The organism is Actinoplanes sp. URMC 104 (assembly GCF_051386375.1).
GTDB lineage: Bacteria > Actinomycetota > Actinomycetes > Mycobacteriales > Micromonosporaceae > Actinoplanes.
This window is the reverse complement of sequence record NZ_JBPQTO010000011.1, coordinates 61373-76039: the sequence shown is the minus strand read 5'-3', so window position 1 is coordinate 76039 and position 14667 is coordinate 61373. Positions and strand designations below refer to the sequence as shown.

The following is a 14667-nucleotide window of genomic DNA, read 5'->3' as shown; positions in this document are numbered from 1 at the left end:
CTCACGCCCCCAGCAGGCTCTGCCCGCAGACCCGCACGACGGCGCCGGTGATCGTCCCCGACCCGGGCGAGGCCAGCCAGGCGATCGTCTCGGCCACGTCGACCGGCAGCCCGCCCTGCGCCATGCTGTTCATCCGGCGCCCGGCCTCGCGCAGCGTCACCGGCATCCGCGCGGTCATGGCCGTCTCGATGAAGCCCGGCGCGACCGCGTTGATCGTGATGCCGCTCTGCCGCAGCGCGGGGGCGCTCGACTGCACCAGCCCGATCACGCCGGCCTTGCTGGTCGCGTAGTTGGTCTGCCCGCGGTTGCCGGCGATGCCCGACACCGAGCTCACGGCGACGATCCGGCCGCCCTCGCGGATCAGCCCCCGGTCGAGCAGCGCCGCGGTGACGCGTTCCGGCGCGAGCAGGTTGACCGCGAGCACCGAGGACCAGCCGTCCGCGTCCATCTTGGCGATCGTGCGGTCGCGGGTGATGCCCGCGTTGTGCACGACGACGTCCAGCGGCCCGCTCAGATAGGACGCGAGCCGCTCGCCCGCGCCGCCGGCGGTCAGGTCGAGCTGCAGAGCGCGGCCGCGCACGTCGTTGGCCACCCCCGCGAGCGCCTCGCCGGCCGCCGGCACGTCGAGCGCGATCACGCTCGCGCCGTCGCGGGCGAGCACCCGGGCGATGGCGGCGCCGATGCCGCGCGCCGCCCCGGTCACGAGCGCGGTCTTGCCGGCGAGCGGCAGCTCCCAGTCGGCGGGCACGGGCGGCGTGCCGGCGCCGATCGGGACGACCTGCCCGGAGACGTACGCGGACCGGCCGCTCAGCAGGAACCGCAGCGTCGACTCCATCGCACCCTCGCCGCCCGGCTCGACGTACACCAGCTGCGAGGTGATGCCGCGGCCGAACTCCTTGCCGATGCTGCGGGTCAGCCCCTCGAGCGCGCGCTGGGCGGTCGTCTGCGGGGTGCTGCCGAGCACGATGACGCGGCCGCTGGTGCGTACGGACCGGGCGTGGGGGTGGAAGAACGCGTACAGCTCGCCGAGGTGACCGGTGTCCGTGATGCCGGTCGCGTCGAAGATCAGCGCGCCGTGCCGGCCTTCGGTCAGCGGCTGGTCGAGGACCTCGACGCCCGCGGCCTCCAGCACCTTGCGCACCTGGGCGGCGAGCCGGCCGCCCGGGGCCGCGCCGAGCAGCACGGGCCCGTCGATCAGCGGGTCGCCCGGCCGGTGGCGGCGCAGCCGAGGCGGGTCGGGCAGGCCCAGCCGCTTGACCAGGCCGCGCCCGGGACCGGAGTTCGCGAAGCTCGCGTACCTGTCGCCCATGCGCCGCAGCCTACTCGGCGCCGCCGTTGGTAGCCTACTCATCAGTAGGTGCTGTCACTTGACTGGAGGCCGCCATGCGCCGCGTCGCCGTCCTCGGAGGCAACCGCATCCCGTTCGCCCGCTCCAACGGCCGGTACGCGCAGGCGTCGAACCAGGACATGCTGACCGCCGCGCTCGACGGGCTGATCGCCCGCCACGGGCTGGCGGGCCGGCGCCTGGGCGAGGTGGTGGCGGGGGCGGTGCTCAAGCACTCGCGCGACTTCAACCTGACCCGCGAGACCGTGCTCGGCTCCCGCCTCGATCCGCGGACCCCCGCGTACGACGTGCAGCAGGCCTGCGGCACGGGGCTGGAGACCGCGATCCTGGTCGGCAACAAGATCGCGCTCGGCCAGATCGACGTGGGCGTCGCGGGCGGCGTCGACACCACCTCGGACGCCCCGCTGCAGCTCAACGACGACATGCGACGGGCGCTGCTCGCGCTCAACCGGGCGCGCTCGCTGCCGGAACGCCTGCGCGCGGCCGCGCGGCTCAACCCGCTGCTGGCGTTCAAGCCCGACGTGCCGCGCAACGCCGAGCCCCGCACCGGCCTGTCGATGGGCGAGCACGCGGCGCTGACCGCGCTGCGCTGGAACGTCGGCCGCACCGCCCAGGACGAGCTCGCGCTCGCCTCCCACCAGCGCCTGGCCGCCGCGTACGACCGGGGGTTCTTCGACGACCTGATCACCCCGTACCTGGGCCTGACCCGCGACGAGAACCTGCGCCCCGACACCAGCCTCGACAAGCTGGCCCGGCTCAAGCCCGTCTTCGGCACCACCGACGCCACCATGACCGCCGGCAACTCGTCCCCGCTCACCGACGGCGCCTCGACCGTGCTGCTGTCCTGCGAGGACTGGGCCGCCGCGAACCACCTGCCGGTCCAGGCGTGCCTGACCGACAGCGAGACCGCCGCCGTCGACTACGTGCACGGCGACGAGGGCCTGCTGATGGCCCCCGCGTACGCCGTGCCGCGGCTGCTGGCCCGCAACAACCTCACCCTGCAGGACTTCGACTTCTACGAGATCCACGAGGCGTTCGCGTCCCAGGTCCTCAGCACGCTGGCCGCCTGGGAGTCCCCCGAGTTCTGCAAGGAGAAGCTCGGCCTGGAGGCCCCGCTGGGCCCCGTCGACCGCGCCAAGCTCAACGTCACCGGCTCCTCGCTGGCGGCCGGCCACCCCTTCGCCGCCACCGGCGGCCGCATCGTCGCCACCCTGGCCAAGCTCCTGGCCGAACGCGGCTCCGGCCGCGGCCTCATCTCCATCTGCGCAGCCGGCGGCCAGGGCGTCGTGGCCATCCTGGAGCGCTGACCCCGAGATCCCGTCCGGCGAGGTGCAGCAGATCCTGATCGTCGGCACGCTTCTCCGGCAGGCCCGCACCTTCGACCTCGCGGTGACCTACCTCCACGAAGGCACCGAGTACACGCAGCTGATCGGGCCGTCCGGGCAGCCCTTCCGGATCACCCCGAGCATCTGTCCCGAGAGGAGGCTCAGGCGGCTCTGGCGCAGGACGACATCGGCCGACCGAACGGTGAACGGGTACATCGACCTGGAGACGGTGTCGTCCGAGACGGCGGAACCTGCGGGCCTCCTACTTGCAGGGCACCACCGCCGTCGTCGCGCTGGTGATCTCGTCGGTCGCCTTCGTGCAGCAGCTCGACGCCGCCGGGGGACGCCTTCGTCAAGAACGACCGGAGGCTGATCGACTACAGCACCGTCCGGCTGGAGTTCACCGTCGACACCCGGCGGTGGAGGCTCACCAGCGAACGGCTCGACGAGGCGGGATCCGGCGCGCCGCGGGACGGCGGCAAGCTGCGCAACGCGTCGATCGACACCGACCCCGGCAAGAAGGGTGGCGAGGTGGAGGACTGCGGGGAGGGCGGCTGACGTCCTACGCGGCCGGGCGGCCGGCTCGGGCGCAGGCGCAACCGGGGTGCCCGATCGTTGCCCGGATCACATTTCGATACGGAACTGTTCCGTATCACGGAGGTCGCGGCATAGAGTGCGTTCGAATACGAGACAGTTCCGTTTCGAAAAATCGGGGAACCTCAGATGGACGCACAAACCCCTGCCCCGGCCGGACATCCCCGGCGGTGGGCCATCCTCGGCGTACTGGTCATCAGCCTGCTGGTGGTCGTGCTCGACAACACCATCCTCAACGTCGCGCTGCGCACGATCGCCGACCCGCAGCACGGCCTCGGGGCCACCCAGGGCCAGCTCGAGTGGGCCATCAACTCGTACACCCTGGTCTTCGCCGGCCTGCTGTTCACCGCCGGCATCCTGGCCGACCGCCTCGGCCGCCGGATCACGCTGGTCACCGGCCTGGTGATCTTCGGGCTCGCGTCGCTGATCTCCAGCTACGCCGACTCGGCCGGCCAGCTCATCGCGGCCCGCGCGCTGATGGGCCTGGGCGCCGCCGCCGTCATGCCGGCCACCCTCTCGATCATCGCCAACGTCTTCGACCCCAAGGAACGTCCCCGCGCGATCGGCATCTGGGCCGGCGCGGTCGGCCTGGCCGTGGCCGTCGGCCCGATCCTGGGCGGGCTGCTGCTCGAGCACTTCTGGTGGGGCTCGGTGTTCCTCATCAACGTGCCGGTCGTCGTCGCCGGCGTCGTGCTGGTGCTGACGCTGGTGCCCGAGTCGCGCAACCCGCGCCCGGGCCGCATCGACATCGCGGGCGTGCTGCTCTCGATCGTCGGCCTGAGCCTGCTCACCTACGGCGTGATCGAGGGCGGCGAGGCAGGCTTCGGCGACCCCCGGGCGTGGGGCACGCTCGCCGGCGCCGTGGTCGTGCTCGCCGCGTTCATCGCCTGGCAGCTGCGCATCGACTTCCCGTCGCTGGACGTGCGGCTGTTCCGCAACGCCACGTTCTCGGCCTCGACCGGCATCATCGGGCTGGTCTTCTTCGCCGCGATGGGCGCGATGTTCTTCGGCGCGTTCTACCTGCAGCTGGTCCGCGGGTACGGCCCGCTGGCCTCGGGCGCGCTGTTCGTGCCGTTCGCGGTCGGCCAGCTCGTGTTCGCCCCGCGCAGCGCGGCGATGGTCAAGCGGTTCGGCCCCAAGGCGGTCAGCACCGTCGGCCTGCTGCTGGTCGCGGCCGGCCTGGCGGTCTGGACGTTCGTCGGGCAGAGCACGCCGATCTGGGTGGTCGGCGCCGCGTTCTTCGTGATGGGCGTCGGCATGGCCAACGTGATGCCGCCCGCCACCGAGTCGATCATGGCGGCGCTGCCCCGCGAGAAGGCCGGCGTCGGCTCGGCGGTCAGCAACACGATCCGTCAGCTCGGCGGCGCGCTCGGCGTCGCGGTTCTCGGCGCGGTGCTCTCCTCGGTCTACCGCAGCGACCTCGGCAGCGCGACCGACGGCCTGCCTGCCGGGGCGGCCGACGCCGCCCGCGAGTCGATCTCCGGGGCGTACGGGGTGGCCGAGCAGGCCGGCGCCGCCGGCGCCGCGCTGATCCGCTCCGCGAACGCCGCCTTCCTCGACGCCATGCACTACGCGGCGATCGGCTCGATGGTGTTCGCGGTGCTCGGCGCGCTGGTGGCGCTGGTCTGGCTGCCCGGCCGGCGCCCGGCCTCCGCGCCGAAGCCCACCCCGGCCGAGGGCCTGGCCGAGGAGCAGGGCGTGGAACTGGTCGAGGCGTGACGCGTCGGTAACAATGAACCTCATGACCACGGCCTCTGTGACCGGCCAGGAGCGCAAGGCTCCTGGCCGGCCACGCAACGCCCTCGCCGACGAGGCGATCCTGCACGCGGTGCTCGACCTGCTCGCCGAGGGGCAGAGCGCGTCGGCGATCTCGATCGAGGCGGTCGCCGCCCGGGCCGGGGTGGGCAAGGCGACGATCTACCGCCGCTGGGCCAACAAGGAGGCGCTGCTCGTCGACGCGGTCGCGTCGATGAAGGGCGCGGTGCCCGAGCCGGTCGGCGAGTCGGTCCGCGACGACCTGATCATGCTGATCACGGCGAACCGCAAGGGCAGCCGCCGCAGCTACAGCAAGGTCACCGCGTGCCTGCTGCCCGAGCTGGTGCGCGACGACACGCTGATGGAGATGTACCAGGCCGTCATGGAGCCGCGGCGCGAGGTCATGCGCGGCGTGCTGCGGCGCGGCATCGAGACCGGCGAGCTGCGCTCCGACCTCGACATCGAGCTGACGGTGCTGATGCTCACCGGCCCCTCGATGGTGCACGGGCTGTTCCGGTGGGCGCCGCGGGTGCCCGAGGAGGGCTTCGTCGAGCGGCTGGTCGACGCCGTGCTGCGCGGCGCGGGAGCGTAGAGGGGCGCCGGGCATGGGTCCTGGGTGACGCCACGCCCGGCGCCCGCCGTCGGGTCCGTGCCGCTCACGCATCGAGCGGGAACGACCCCCCGTTACCGGACCGACCGGCACCCCTACTCTGTCGCATGTGTGGAGCCCGCATGCGTAATCCGAACGAATCCGGATGCCGGCCCCGTGACCGCCGGCCCGACGCCCTCACCCCGCCGGAGCGCCGTGTCCCAGTTCGCCACGCTGCCCGACCCCGGCCAGGCGCAGACCCTGGACGAGGTCGCCGGCTGCCTGCGCCTGCTCAAGGCGTGGGCGGGCAACCCGTCGTACGAGACGATCGCCGCCCGCGTCAACGCCGCCCGGCCCGCCGCCGAGCAGGTGGGCAAGACCACCGTGGTCGACTGCTTCCGCGCCGGGCGCCGCCGCCTCGACGCCGAGCTGGTGGTGGCGGTCGTCGAGGCGCTGCACGCCGACGTCGGCTACACCACCCAGTGGCGGCAGGCGCTGCGCGTGGTCAGCGGCGAGACCCGCGCCGACGCCCAGGTGCGCGTGCTGGCCGCGCTGCCGCCCGACCCGCCCGGCTTCGTCGGCGACGGCGTGCTGCCCGAGGCGCCGGTCACCGTGCTGGCGGGCATGGCCGGCACCGGCAAGACCCGGCTCGCCGTGCACGCCGCGCACCGGCTCGCGGCCGCGCGGCCCTTCGACCACGTGCTCGCCGTCAACCTGCGCGGCAGCCACCCCGCCCGCCCACCGGCCGGGCCCGGCGCGGTGCTCGAGGGCTTCCTGCGGCTGCTCGGCGTGACCGGCCACCACCTGCCGGCCGGGCTGCCCGCGCTGGCCACCGCCTACCGCACCCGCCTGGCGGGCGCGCGCTGCCTGGTCCTGCTCGACGACGCGGCCGGCGACGACCAGGTACGCCCCCTGCTGCCCGCCCCCGCCGGCAGCGTCACGCTGATCACCTCCCGCCGGCGGCTCGACGGCCTGCCGGTCGTCCCGGTCGACGTGTTCGGGCCCGCCGACGCCCGCGCGTACCTGCGCGCCGCCGTGCCCGGCGTCCCGGCCGGCCCCGACCCCGCCGCCGCCGACCGGATCGCCGAGACCTGCGGACGGCTGCCGCTCGCGCTGGCGCTGGTCGCCGAGCACATGCGCCGCCGGCCCGGGTGGACGCTGACCGACCACGCCGACTGGCTCGCCGAGCGGCGCCGGTCCGGGCGGCTCGACCCCGGGGTGCAGGCGGCGCTCGACGGCTCGTACACCCGGCTGTCCGCCCGGGGCCGCGAACTGCTGCGCATGCTCGCCCACCACCCCGGCGCGGACTTCGACGCCGAAGCGGCGGCCGCGCTCGCGGGCGGCCCGGCGGACCTGGGCGAGCTGGCGGACCACCACCTGCTGCGGCCCGCCGGCGAGGGCCGCTGGGCGCTGCACGAGCTGGTGCGGGTGTACGCCCGGGCGCGCTCCGCCGACGAGGACCGCCGCGCCGACCGCCGGGCCGCGCTGAGCCGCCTGCTCGACCACCTGCTGAGCCACGCCGAGGACCCCGCCGTGCTCGCGGCCGCCGCCGACTGCGCCGACGCGGAGGGGTGGGGGTCTCAGGCCGTACGCCTGCGGGAACGGTCGTCGACATACGGGGCGCGGCCCGGCGGCGGGGCACCGTAACTTGGCGCGATGAGCCTCGGGCCGCGACAACCCGCCAGCCCCGAGCCGGCCGCCGACCTGCTGCTCGTGCCGCAGCACCCCGCAGACCGGCGAGCCGTGGCGGTAAGGCCGACCAGCCCGGCAACGGCCCCGGCGCGACGCTGCGCAACGCCGAGGCCGCCGGCGTGGCCACCGGAGACCTCGGCCGGCGACAGGGTGGTCGGGTCCGTGGCTGGCGACCCGCCTCGTGAGCGGGGCGAACCGGCCCGGGCGGGCGCGGGGTGAGGCCGGGTCAGACGACGGGCAGGCCGAACGCCAGGGGGTCGGCGAGCAGGGCGGCGAAGCCGAGGTCGGCGGCGCCCAGCAGGGTGGCGTCGCCGGCCAGGGCGGAGACGCGCAGGCGGGCCCGCTCGCGGGAGACGGGCATGGCGTGGCGGTCGATGCGGGCGGCCACGTGCGGGGCGGCGGCGGGGAACAGGTCGCGCAGCATGCCGCCGAAGATGACGGCGCCGGGGTTGAACAGGTTGATCAGGTTGGCGACGCCGATGCCGAGCCAGTCGCCGACCTCGGCCACGGCGGCCGCGGCGATCGGGTCTCCCGCGCGGGCATCGCGCACGACGGCCCGCACAGCGGCGGCGCCGGTGGGGCCGGGGGTGCGGCCCGCGGCGGCCAGCAGGGCGTACTCGCCGGTCTCGGCCTCGAGGCAGCCGCGCGAGCCGCACAGGCACGGGCGGCCGTCGACCGGGTTGACCAGCATGTGGCCGACCTCGCAGCCGTAGCCGCCGTCGCCGCCGAGCAGCTTGCCGCCGACCAGGATGCCGCCGCCCACCCCGACGTCGCCGTGCAGGTAGACCAGGTCGGGCACGCCCCGGCCGGCGCCGCGCTCGAACTCGGCCAGCGCGCCCAGGTGAGCCTCGTTGCCGACGGCGACGGGGTGGCCGATGTCGAGCGCCTTGGCCAGCTCGGCGCCGAACGCCTGGTCGACCCAGCCGATCTCGGGGCCGTAGCGGACCATGCCGTCGCCGGGACGGATCATGCCGCAGTACGAGGCGCCGATGCCCACGCACACCGCGCCGGGCGGCGCCGCGTCGACCAGCTCCCGGCCGAGCGCGGCGAGCGTGCCGACGACGCTGTCGAGGTCGGCGCCCGAGCGGGCCCGCGCGGCGGAGCGCCGGTCGAGCACCGCGCCGCCGAGGCCCACCCGGGCCGCGGTCAGCCGGTCGACCGCCACGTCGAACGCGAGCACGTGGATCCCCGGGGCGGGCCGCACCACCAGGGAGGGCCGGCCGGCGCCGGTGGTGCCCGCGGGGTGCTCCTCGCCGACCAGCCCGGCGGCCACCAGCTCGGCGGTGAGCGCGAGGATCGTGCTGCGGTTGACGCCCATCCGCTCGGCCAGCACGGCACGCGACAGCGGCCCGCTCACGTGGACGTGGTGGAGCAGGGTGCCGAGGCTGGGCCGGTGCCGATGCATCTCACCGGACATCCAACGCGCCGCGGAGGCGGTTGCCAAGCCCCGGCCTACGGCACCCGTACGGGATCGGCCCGCCAGACCCGGGCCAGGTAGTCGGCGACGGTGCGGTCGGCGGAGAAGAAGCCGCTGCCGGCCGTGTTGCGGATCGACATGCGGGTCCACCGGTCCTGGTCGCGCCACGCGGCGGCGACGCGGTCCTGCTCGTCCACGTAGGAGCGGTAGTCGGCAAGCGTCAGGTACTCGTCGCGGTCGAGCAGCGAGTGCGCCACCTCCCGGCCCACGCCGCCGAACGCGCCGGACAGGATCGCGTCGAGGGCGACCCGCAGCTCCGGGTCGGACTCGTAGATCGCGCGCGGCCGGTAGTCGGAGGCGCGCAGCGCGGCCGCGGCGGGCGCGTCGAGGCCGAACAGGAAGAAGTTCCCGGCGCCGACCCGGTCGCGGATCTCGACGTTGGCGCCGTCGAGCGTGCCGATGGTGAGCGCGCCGTTGAGGGCGAGCTTCATGTTGCCGGTGCCGGAGGCCTCCTTGCCGGCCATCGAGATCTGCTCGCTCAGGTCGGCGGCCGGGATGATCCGCTCGGCGAGCGTGACGTTGTAGTTGGGCGGGAACACCACGCGCAGCAGCCCCGAGGCGACCGGGTCGGCCGCGATCGTCGCCGCCACCGCGTTGATCAGCCGGATGATCGCCTTGGCGGCGTGGTAAGCGGGCGCGGCCTTGCCGCCGAACAGCACCGTGCGCGGCACGCCGAACGCGTCCGGCGCCGCGCGCAGGCGGTGGTACAGCGTGATCACGTGCAGCAGCTTGAGCTGCTGGCGCTTGTACTCGTGGAACCGCTTGACCATCACGTCGAGCAGCGAGTCCGGGTCACCCATGGCGAGCCCGGCCTTGGCGCGGCGCTTCTCGGCGCGCCACCGCGACCGGAACGACGCGTCGTCGGCCAGCGGCGCGAGGCCCGCCAGCAGCGACAGGTCGGTCAGCCAGCGGTCGGTGCCGAGCCCGTCGCTGATCAGCGCGGACAGCCCGGGGTTGGCCAGCCGCAGGAAGCGTCGCGGCGAGACGCCGTTGGTGACATTGGTGAAGCGGCCGGGCCACATCGACGCGAAGTCGTGGAAGGTGGTCTCCGCCAGCAGCCGCGAGTGCAGCTCGGCCACCCCGTTGACGGCGAACGTGCCGGTGACGGCCAGGTTGGCCATCCGGACGCGGCGCTCCGGCTCCTCCTGGATCAGCGACATCCGCCGTACGCGGTCGAGGTCGTCCGGGAAGCGGGAGCGCACCTCGGCCAGCAGCTCCTCGTTGATCAGGTAGATGATCTCGAGGTGGCGGGGGAGCAGCCGGCCCAGCATCGTCACCGGCCACGTCTCGAGCGCCTCGGGCAGCAGCGTGTGGCAGGTGTACGCGAAGGTCCGCCGCACGATCGACCAGGCCCGGTCCCAGTCGAGCCGCTCCTCGTCGACCAGCAGCCGCATCAGCTCGGGGATCGCCAGCGTCGGGTGGGTGTCGTTGAGCTGGATGACGGTCCGGGCGGGGAAGTCGTCCCAGTCGGAGTTGCGGAAGCGGAACCGCCGGACGATGTCGCGCAGCGAGCACGACACCAGGAAGTACTGCTGCTTGAGGCGCAGCTCGCGGCCGGTCTCGGTGCTGTCGTCGGGGTAGAGCACCTTGCTGATGTTCTCGGCGCGCACGGCGTTCTGCACGGCCTCGGCGTACTGCCCGGCGGAGAAGCGCACCAGGTCGAACGACGCCCGCGCGGCGCGGGCGCGCCACAGCCGGACGATGTTGACCGTCTCGGTGCCGTAGCCGGGCACCAGCAGGTGGCTCGGCTCGCCGTACACGATCTCGCCGGGCTCCCAGCCGTGCGGGCCGACGCGGCCGTAGAACCCGACGATCTGCCGGTCGTCGGGCGCCGGGAACATCCACGGGTCACCCTGGAACGCCCAGTCGTCGGGCTTCTCGACCTGCGCGCCGCCGTCGAACTCCTGCTTGAAGATGCCCAGGTCGTAGCGGATGCCGTAGCCGACGGCGGGGATGTCGAGGGTGGCCAGCGAGTCGAGCAGGCAGGCCGCGAGCCGGCCGAGGCCGCCGTTGCCCAGGCCGGGCTCGACGTCGAGCGCGGCCACCTCGGCCGGGTCGAAGCCCAGCGCCTTGAGCGCGCCGGGCGCGAGCCCGGTGGTGCCGCTGTAGAGCAGGTTCTGCTCGAGCTGCGGGCCGAGCAGGTACTCCGCGGACAGGTAGTAGACCCAGCGCGGGTTGCTCTCGTAGTGCGCGGCCGCGGTGCGCGCCCGGCGGGCGGCGAGCCGGTCGCGGACGGTGAGGGCGAGCGTCTCGTACGCGTCCTGCGCGCTCGCCGACTCGACCGTCGTGCCCCGTCGGTAGTACAGGGTGCTCAGCAGATCCTGTTCGAACTCGGCCGGGGTGCTCCCGAGCGGCCGCAGCCCGTTGCGAAGGTCCATTCCAGCACCCTGCCGCACGTGCGGATGTCGGGCGACTGTCGGGTTTGCTACTTGTCGTCGAAGGCGACAACCCGGTCCCGTCCGGCGTTCTTGGCCGCGTACAGTGCCCGGTCCGCCGCGAGCACGAGCTCGTCGGCGTCGGTGCAGACCGACGGCAGGCCAGCCACGCCGATCGAGACCGTGACGCGGTGCAGGCGGTCCTCGCCGACCGCGATCGGGGCGATCGACACCGCCCGGCGGATCCGCTCGGCGACCTCGGCCGCCGCGGCGGGGCCGGCGCCGGGCAGCAGCACGGCGAACTCCTCGCCGCCGTAGCGCGCGGCCAGGTCGCCGGGGCGCATCACGCCGGTCAGCCGGTGCGCGAGCTCCACCAGCACCCGGTCGCCGCCGTGGTGGCCGTACGTGTCGTTGACGTTCTTGAAGTGGTCGATGTCCAGCAGCAGGATGCCCACGTCGTTGCCGGACCGGCCCGCCCGGGCCACCTCCGCGTGCAGGGACTGCTCGAAGAAGCGGCGGCTGCGCATGCCGGTCAGCCCGTCGGTGATGGCGGCGTGCCGCTGCGCCGTCACCAGGCCGGCCATGCGTGCCAGCACCAGCAGGAACAGCAGGTTGCAGACCAGCGCGGCGATCAGGACGTGCGAGGGCTGCCCGCGCAGGTACTGCACGGCCATCGACGTCGGCGCGACCATGGCGGCGATCGCGAGCACGGTCAGCCGGCCGGTGGTGGCGTCGGGCGTGGCGGCCGACGACCGCTCGATCAGCTTCGGGGCGGCCGGGTGCAGCAGAGCGGCGGCCAGCAGGAACGTGGCGGTCATCCAGACGGCGTCCAGGTAGTTGCCGGCCCGGTAGGTGCCGTTGAGCGTCTGGATGCTGTACGCGGTGTCGGCGTACAGCACCAGCCCGAGGTAGCCGCCGGCCATCCGCAGCGGCACGGTCCGCAGGCCCGCGCCGAGCATCAGCCGGGCGCCCACCGTGATCAGCATGAGGTCGCCGACCGGGTACGCCACCGACACCAGCGTCGCGACGTTCTCCCCGCTGATCGCGGCGGTCGGCACGATGATGAACTCGAACACCAGGAAGCCCGCGCTGACGGCCACGATCGCCGCGTCGATCGCGCTGGCGAAGTCCCACCCCGGCGTGCGCCTGCGGATCACCATCAGAAAGGCGGAGGCCATCAGCGGGTACGAGGCGAGGTAGCCCAGGTCGGCGATGCTCGGGTAGGCGACCTCGCCCTGCACGAGCGCGAGGAAGTAGAAGACGACGTCCGCGAAGATCGAGGCGGCCGCGGACGCCGCGAGCAGCAGCGCCATGCCGGTCATTGCGCGGTGCCGCCGGGCGGCGACCAGCGAGCACGCGAGCAGCGCGCCGTTCGCGCTGCAGTAGAGCGCGACCTGGGTGCCGGCCCAGCCCGGGCCCAGCGCCTGCACGAAGTAGTACGCCACGATGGCGAGGGCGCCGCCGGCGAGCAGCAGGTGCCAGCCGGTCACGTGCCTGGTCAGCACGGCGGTTTGAGCTTTGGCCACGGGAGAAGACTGACGGTCGCGCGGTGCGCGGGCGGTTCCCGCGGGGTGCGGCACGGTTGCGAACCCCTTCAGCGCGGTATGCGGTCTGCCTCAGCTGTCATACCTGTTCCGGGAGTGGTGAGCATGAACCTGGCAACCTCCGTCGTCGACCTCGCGCCGCAGCTGCACCGCGCGCTGGTCCGCCGGGCCGACACCGACTTCGAGCATCCCCGCCCGCCGGAGGCCCAGGTCGCCGCGCTCGGGCTCATCCGGCGCCGCCCCGGCATCACCGTCCGCGAGCTGGCCACCGACCTGCAGCTCAAGCCGAACAACGCCAGCTCGCTGATCACGGCGATGGTCACGGCGAACATGCTGCGCAAGGAGCACGACGGGCACGACCGGCGCATCGTGCGGCTCTACCTCACCGACGAGGCGCGGCTGCGGCACGACGCGGTGCAGGCGCTGTTCACCGGGTACGCCTCGCACGCGCTGGACGCCCTGAGCGCCGACGAGCGGACCGCGCTCGAGGCGGCCCTGCCGGCGCTGCACCGGCTGGCCTGCCTCATCCGCGATCCGCGTCGCTGACGCGCCCGGTCAGGCGGCGGCCTGCGCCAGCGCCTCGTCGGCGCGCTCGGGGCTGCCCTGCGTCAGGCCGCGGTCGATGGCCCGGCGCGAGGCGAGCCAGAGGCCGGCGCCGACGGCGAGGACGGTCACCTCGGTGGCGGTCAGCGCCCAGATGATGCCGGGCAGGCCGAACCAGTGGTCGCCGAGCAGCACGACCGGGACGAACAGCACGCCCTGCGACACCGACATCACGACCGCGGGCAGGGCGCGGCCGGTCGCCTGGAACAGCGACGTGAGCAGGCCGGTGAAGCCGTTGGCGACCATGGCGGTGAGCTGGGCGGTGAGGATGGTGGCGCCGATCGTCAGCACCGAGCGGTCGGTGGAGAACGCGGACAGGACCTGCTCGCGCAGGACGAAGACGGTGGTCGCGAAGATCAGCACGATGCCGCCGACGGTGAGGGCGCAGGCGCGCAGCGCGGACGTGAGCCGGCGCCGGTCGCCCTTGCCGTACGCGTAGGCCAGCAGCGGCAGCACGCCGATCGTGACGCCCATGACCAGGAACTCGGGGACCTGGGCGATGCGCACCGCGACGCCCATGGCCGCGAGCGGGCCGTCGCCGTAGGCGGCCGCGAGGTTGTTGAGCACCAGCGTGGTGACGATCAGGAACCCGGCCTGCAGCAGTTCGCCGACGCCCACGCCGAACACGGGACCCGTCACCGCCGGGCGCAGGGTGAACCAGCGCGGCGCGAGGCTGACGTGCTCGCTGTGCCGGTGCAGCCAGAACGCGAAGTAGCCGACGCTGACCAGGTTCGCCAGGCCGGTCGACAGCGCGGCGCCCGCGACGCCCCGGTGCAGCACGAGGATGAACACGACATCGAACAGCAGCGTCGCCGCCGTGGAGGCGATCAGGCCGATCATGGCCTGGCGTGCGGCGCCCTCGGCCCGGACGAGCTGCTCGAGGCAGAACGCGGCGGCCAGCACGGGGACGAAGGCGAGCGTGACGGCGACGTACGAGGTGGTGGCGTGCACGGCGGCGGCGTCCGCGCCCAGCAGCGCGACGAGCGGATGCAGCAGGAGCAGCCCGGCGCCGCCGAAGAGGGCCCCGGCCAGCACCGAGCCCCAGACCGCGAACGAGGAGACGTGCCGGATCTCGCGTGCCCTCGCGGGGTCGTGCTCGGCGGCGCCCAGCAGCCGGGAGATCAGCGCGCCGCCGCCGACGCCGAACACGCCGCCGAGCGCCATGACCAGGCCGAGCAGCGGGGTGCCGAAGGTGATCGCGGCCAGCAGCGCGGTGTCGTGCTGCGAGCCGAGGAAGGCGCCGTTGACGACGTTGTAGACGGCGCCGACGGCCATCGCGGCGGCCATCGGCACGCAGAGGTGCACGAGGGCGCGGACGATGGGCGCGGTGGACAGGTACCAGCGGTTGGTGGACATGGCTGCTCCCAG

The 14667-nt window shown here is 74.1% G+C and carries 11 protein-coding genes; 6 read left to right on the top strand and 5 right to left on the bottom strand.

Annotated elements, in window-relative coordinates; genetic code table 11:
- Position 1: 1 nt before the first annotated feature.
- A complete protein-coding gene (locus tag ACSNN8_RS26195) occupies positions 2 to 1309 on the bottom strand; it encodes a 3-oxoacyl-ACP reductase (protein WP_436652211.1) in 1308 nt (435 codons plus the stop codon).
- Positions 1310 to 1383: 74 nt separating this feature from the next.
- Here ACSNN8_RS26195 and ACSNN8_RS26190 point away from each other — a divergent pair, with 74 nt between their 5' ends.
- The 5 genes from ACSNN8_RS26190 (at position 1384) to ACSNN8_RS26170 (ending at position 7255) form a co-directional block, all read left to right on the top strand.
- Positions 1384 to 2652: an acetyl-CoA C-acetyltransferase gene (locus ACSNN8_RS26190; RefSeq protein ID WP_436652210.1), complete on the top strand. Its 1269-nt coding sequence runs from the start codon at positions 1384 to 1386 to the stop codon at positions 2650 to 2652.
- Between the two features lie 22 nt (positions 2653 to 2674).
- Entirely contained in the window at positions 2675 to 3043 is a 369-nt protein-coding gene (locus ACSNN8_RS26185) for a hypothetical protein (protein WP_436652209.1), read from the top strand.
- A gap of 350 nt (positions 3044 to 3393) precedes the next feature.
- Positions 3394 to 4983 carry an MFS transporter gene (locus tag ACSNN8_RS26180; protein ID WP_436652208.1) on the top strand — a complete coding sequence of 530 codons (1590 nt, stop codon included), beginning with the start codon at positions 3394 to 3396 and terminating at the stop codon, positions 4981 to 4983.
- A gap of 22 nt (positions 4984 to 5005) precedes the next feature.
- Positions 5006 to 5611, top strand: a complete 606-nt coding sequence (locus ACSNN8_RS26175) for a TetR/AcrR family transcriptional regulator (RefSeq protein WP_436652207.1) — start codon at positions 5006 to 5008, stop codon at positions 5609 to 5611.
- 213 nt (positions 5612 to 5824) lie between these two features.
- Positions 5825 to 7255, top strand: a complete 1431-nt coding sequence (locus tag ACSNN8_RS26170; protein WP_436652206.1) for a hypothetical protein — start codon at positions 5825 to 5827, stop codon at positions 7253 to 7255.
- Positions 7256 to 7526: 271 nt separating this feature from the next.
- On the opposite strand, the gene ACSNN8_RS26165 is transcribed toward ACSNN8_RS26170, so the two are convergent.
- From ACSNN8_RS26165 to ACSNN8_RS26155, 3 genes are read right to left on the bottom strand one after another with little or no spacing between them, the layout of a single operon-like run.
- Positions 7527 to 8705, bottom strand: coding sequence for an ROK family protein (locus ACSNN8_RS26165; protein WP_436652205.1), 1179 nt, complete (start codon positions 8703 to 8705; stop codon positions 7527 to 7529).
- Between the two features lie 47 nt (positions 8706 to 8752).
- Positions 8753 to 11155: a glycogen/starch/alpha-glucan phosphorylase gene (locus tag ACSNN8_RS26160; protein WP_436652204.1), complete on the bottom strand. Its 2403-nt coding sequence runs from the start codon at positions 11153 to 11155 to the stop codon at positions 8753 to 8755.
- A 47-nt stretch (positions 11156 to 11202) separates the two neighbouring features.
- Complete coding sequence (locus tag ACSNN8_RS26155; RefSeq protein ID WP_436652203.1) at positions 11203 to 12678, bottom strand: diguanylate cyclase; 1476 nt, start codon at positions 12676 to 12678, stop codon at positions 11203 to 11205.
- Between the two features lie 123 nt (positions 12679 to 12801).
- Here ACSNN8_RS26155 and ACSNN8_RS26150 point away from each other — a divergent pair, with 123 nt between their 5' ends.
- Positions 12802 to 13242: a MarR family winged helix-turn-helix transcriptional regulator gene (locus ACSNN8_RS26150; RefSeq protein WP_436652202.1), complete on the top strand. Its 441-nt coding sequence runs from the start codon at positions 12802 to 12804 to the stop codon at positions 13240 to 13242.
- A gap of 9 nt (positions 13243 to 13251) precedes the next feature.
- Here the strand turns inward: ACSNN8_RS26150 and ACSNN8_RS26145 are convergent, their stop codons facing one another.
- Entirely contained in the window at positions 13252 to 14655 is a 1404-nt protein-coding gene (locus tag ACSNN8_RS26145; RefSeq protein ID WP_436652201.1) for an MATE family efflux transporter, read from the bottom strand.
- Positions 14656 to 14667 lie beyond the last annotated feature (12 nt).